This window comes from Halomonas sp. 707B3, from assembly GCF_024158645.1.
Taxonomy (GTDB): Bacteria; Pseudomonadota; Gammaproteobacteria; order Pseudomonadales; family Halomonadaceae; genus Vreelandella; species Vreelandella lionensis.
The window spans coordinates 1-2,979 of record NZ_JAMZBE010000242.1 but is presented as its reverse complement, the minus strand read 5'-3'; the positions used below and the strand labels follow the sequence as shown (position 1 = coordinate 2,979).

Below are 2,979 nucleotides of genomic sequence, written 5' to 3'. Positions count from 1 at the left end.
TGCTCGCAGCGTTAATGCTTGATGGGCGTCATCAAACAGGCCAGACGCTTTCATCAAACGGTATGCCGTAGGTGCCGCTGCAAAATTGGTGATGCGGTGGCGCTTCATAAATGCCAGCGCACCCTCTGCACTGAACCCTGCTTCACAGAAATGGGTTGTAACACCCAGTAAGAGCGGCCCAGCAATAGCGTAATAGAGACCATAGGCCCAGCCAGGGTCCGCCATATTCCAGAAGCGGTCATCTTCACGAAGATCAACCGCCAGCTCCATATAGAGCGCAAATGCGGTCATACCCGATAACGGCACCGCTACCCCTTTGGGCTTGCCCACCGTGCCGGAAGTAAACATCTGTAGAAACGGCTTATCCGGCGACAATCTAGGCGGCCTGTCGCTCATTGACGTATACGTCAACGCAGCCTGCCAGTCGTGATCGTTAGGGTGCTCTCGGGTTGCGCCGCCCACCGCCAATACCGGTGGACACTGGCTCAAACCATCGAATTTATAGCGGTTTACGCGATCGGTAATCACCAGCTTGGTGTCTGCTCGGCTAAGCCGATAATCCACGGCGTCCGGCCCAAACGCAGTGAACAGCGGCTGGTAGACGGCCCCAATGCGCCAGGTTGCCAGCACGGTAATCAGCAAATTGACCGAACGGGGCAACATGCAGGCAATTCGATCGCCCTCACCGAGCCCTTGGCTTTTGAACCAGCCCGCTAATTGGCCGCTCTGCTGATCAAGTTCAGAATAGGTCAGCGTATGGGTTTGGCCCTGGGTATCTTCATGCACTAGCGCCAATACATCACCACGCCCTTGGCGCACATGCCGGCCACAACAGGCGTCAAAGGCGTTTAAATATCCATCCTGATGGTCGTCAAGCTTGGCGACGACGCTATCAACCGAAAAGCTTTCAAGAAAACTCGAATACGGGGGAAGTGACGTGGATGTTGCTGTCATGACGGCTCTCTTATGTTGTTGGTCGTGAGCACCCGGACAGGCAGGATTCAACGTAGTGTTGGCATTATTGTGCGTTTACGTTAACGGAAACCTACCGATAGACCAACGCTAAAAGCATTTACCCAAGAGCGCAAGCCACAAGCGCGGCTATGAGGTTAGACGTTGGTCGATTGGGAAGAGACAGCGCCAAGCATTAGCGCGACAGGATCATTGCCACAAGCTCATCAGCAAGGTCGTCTGGGGTGCGCGGGCCGTTGGGGTCATACCAACGAACGGTCCAGTTCAACGCGCCTAAAATAAAGCGGGAAACGAGGAAGCGGTCGCCATGAATCAACCCTGCCGCCAGAGCGTCATCAATCACCTCAACCCACATCGCCTCATAAGCATCGCGTAGGTGGCTAAGGTGGGCGCTGGCGGCGGGGTCTAAACGCCGCCATTCAAACAGCGCCACCACGTGAGCATTACGATCTGCAAACAGCGTTTCCAGGTGCGCCCTTGCCATGGCATGCAGCCGAGCTTCTGCACTGTCGGGGCAAGATTGCAACGCGGCTTTTGCGATGCCTAGTGCGTTCTGGGTGCCCTCCTCAATCACTGCTGCCAGAATTTCCTGCTTATCTTTGAAGTGATGAAACAGGCTGCCGGACTTGATGCCCATTTCCTGGGCCAACATGCGCACCGTGGTGCGATCAAAGCCCTCTTGGACGAATAGCTGAGCTGCTAAGCGCGTCAATTCCTTGCGGCGAGGAGATGCATTCATTACATTCATGTCATTTACACTAGCGCTTGCTTGGTTACTTAGGAGAAGACCACAGCCCCGCGAATGGGTCAACGCATCGCTAATCACTCAGCCAGATAATCACAAAAAATCTATCAGGAGATAGACAATGAGTAGCGCTACCGACGTCGTCTTTTTATCCGCCGCCCGCACCCCAATGGGCGGTATGATGGGCAGCCTTTCCAGCATGAGCGCCCCCGAACTTGCCGCAGTTGCCATCCGTGCCGCTATTGAACGCGCAGGTATCGACGCTGCCGCTATTGAAGAGGGCATCATGGGCTGCGTTTTGCCTGCTGGCGTTAAACAGGGCCCCGCACGCCAGGCGATGCGCCAAGCAGGCATTCCCGATGCCAACGGTGCCACCACCATCAATAAACTCTGCGGGTCAGGCATGAAAGCCACCATGCTCGCGCATGATTTGATCAAGGCCGGTAGCGGAGAGATTTTATTAGCAGGCGGCATGGAGTCTATGTCGAATGCGCCTCATGTACTCACTAAGGCACGCGGCGGCTATCGACTGGGCCACGGCGAGCTCAAAGATCATATGTTCCTGGATGGCCTTGAAGATGCCGAAACCGGCAAACTGATGGGCGTCTTTGCGCAGGATGTAGCTACAGAGCGCGGCTATACCCGCGAGCGGCTAGACGACTTCGCCATTGCTTCGCTTGAACGAGCGATGGCCGCCACCAACAATGGCGATTTAGACGCCGAAATGGCCCCTGTCACGGTCACCACGCGCCAGGGCGACACCGTTGTTTCTCACGATGAACAGCCCTTCCAAGCCAAGCTGGATAAAATCCGTCAGCTGCGCCCCGCGTTTGCAAAAGATGGCACCATCACCGCTGCCAACGCCAGCTCTATCTCCGACGGAGCGTCGGCCCTGATTCTTGCCAGCCAAGAAGCAGCCCAGCGTCACGGCATCAAACCGCTGGCCAGAATGCTAGGACATGCCACTCACTCCCGTCATCCAAGCGAATTTACCATCGCCCCTGTAGGCGCAATTGAAAAGCTGATGAAAAAGCTTGGCTGGGGCGTTAACGATGTCGATCTGTTTGAGATCAATGAAGCTTTCGCCGTCGTGACCCTCATGGCCATGGACGACCTGGGTTTACCCCATGAGAAGGTGAACGTGTTTGGCGGTGCTTGCGCTCAAGGCCACCCTATTGGCTCCACCGGCTCACGTATTATCGCCACGCTAATTCATGCCCTGCGCACGAAAGGCGGCAAACGCGGTATTGCAAGCCTTTGCA

The 2,979-nt window shown here is 55.8% G+C and carries 3 protein-coding genes; 1 reads left to right on the top strand and 2 read right to left on the bottom strand.

The window, feature by feature from the left end; all coding sequences use genetic code 11:
- Window positions 1-954 (bottom strand): AMP-binding protein (locus BIS10_RS18120; protein WP_253507465.1); only part of this gene is annotated, 954 nt, incomplete at its 3' end.
- Window positions 955-1,147: 193 nt separating this feature from the next.
- The gene (locus BIS10_RS18115; protein ID WP_083024517.1) at window positions 1,148-1,711 is read right to left on the bottom strand and encodes a TetR/AcrR family transcriptional regulator; all 564 of its coding nucleotides are present in this window, start codon (window positions 1,709-1,711) and stop codon (window positions 1,148-1,150) included.
- A 127-nt stretch (window positions 1,712-1,838) separates the two neighbouring features.
- Between BIS10_RS18115 and BIS10_RS18110 the strand changes: the two genes are divergently transcribed.
- On the top strand, window positions 1,839-2,979 hold a 1,141-nt coding region (locus tag BIS10_RS18110; RefSeq protein ID WP_253507462.1), incomplete at its 3' end, for an acetyl-CoA C-acyltransferase.

What these genes read in the sequence shown, in the direction of transcription:
- BIS10_RS18115 (WP_083024517.1), bottom strand. Translation starts at nt 1,711, where the DNA reads ATGAATGCATCTCCTCGCCGCAAGGAATTGACGCGCTTAGCAGCTCAG.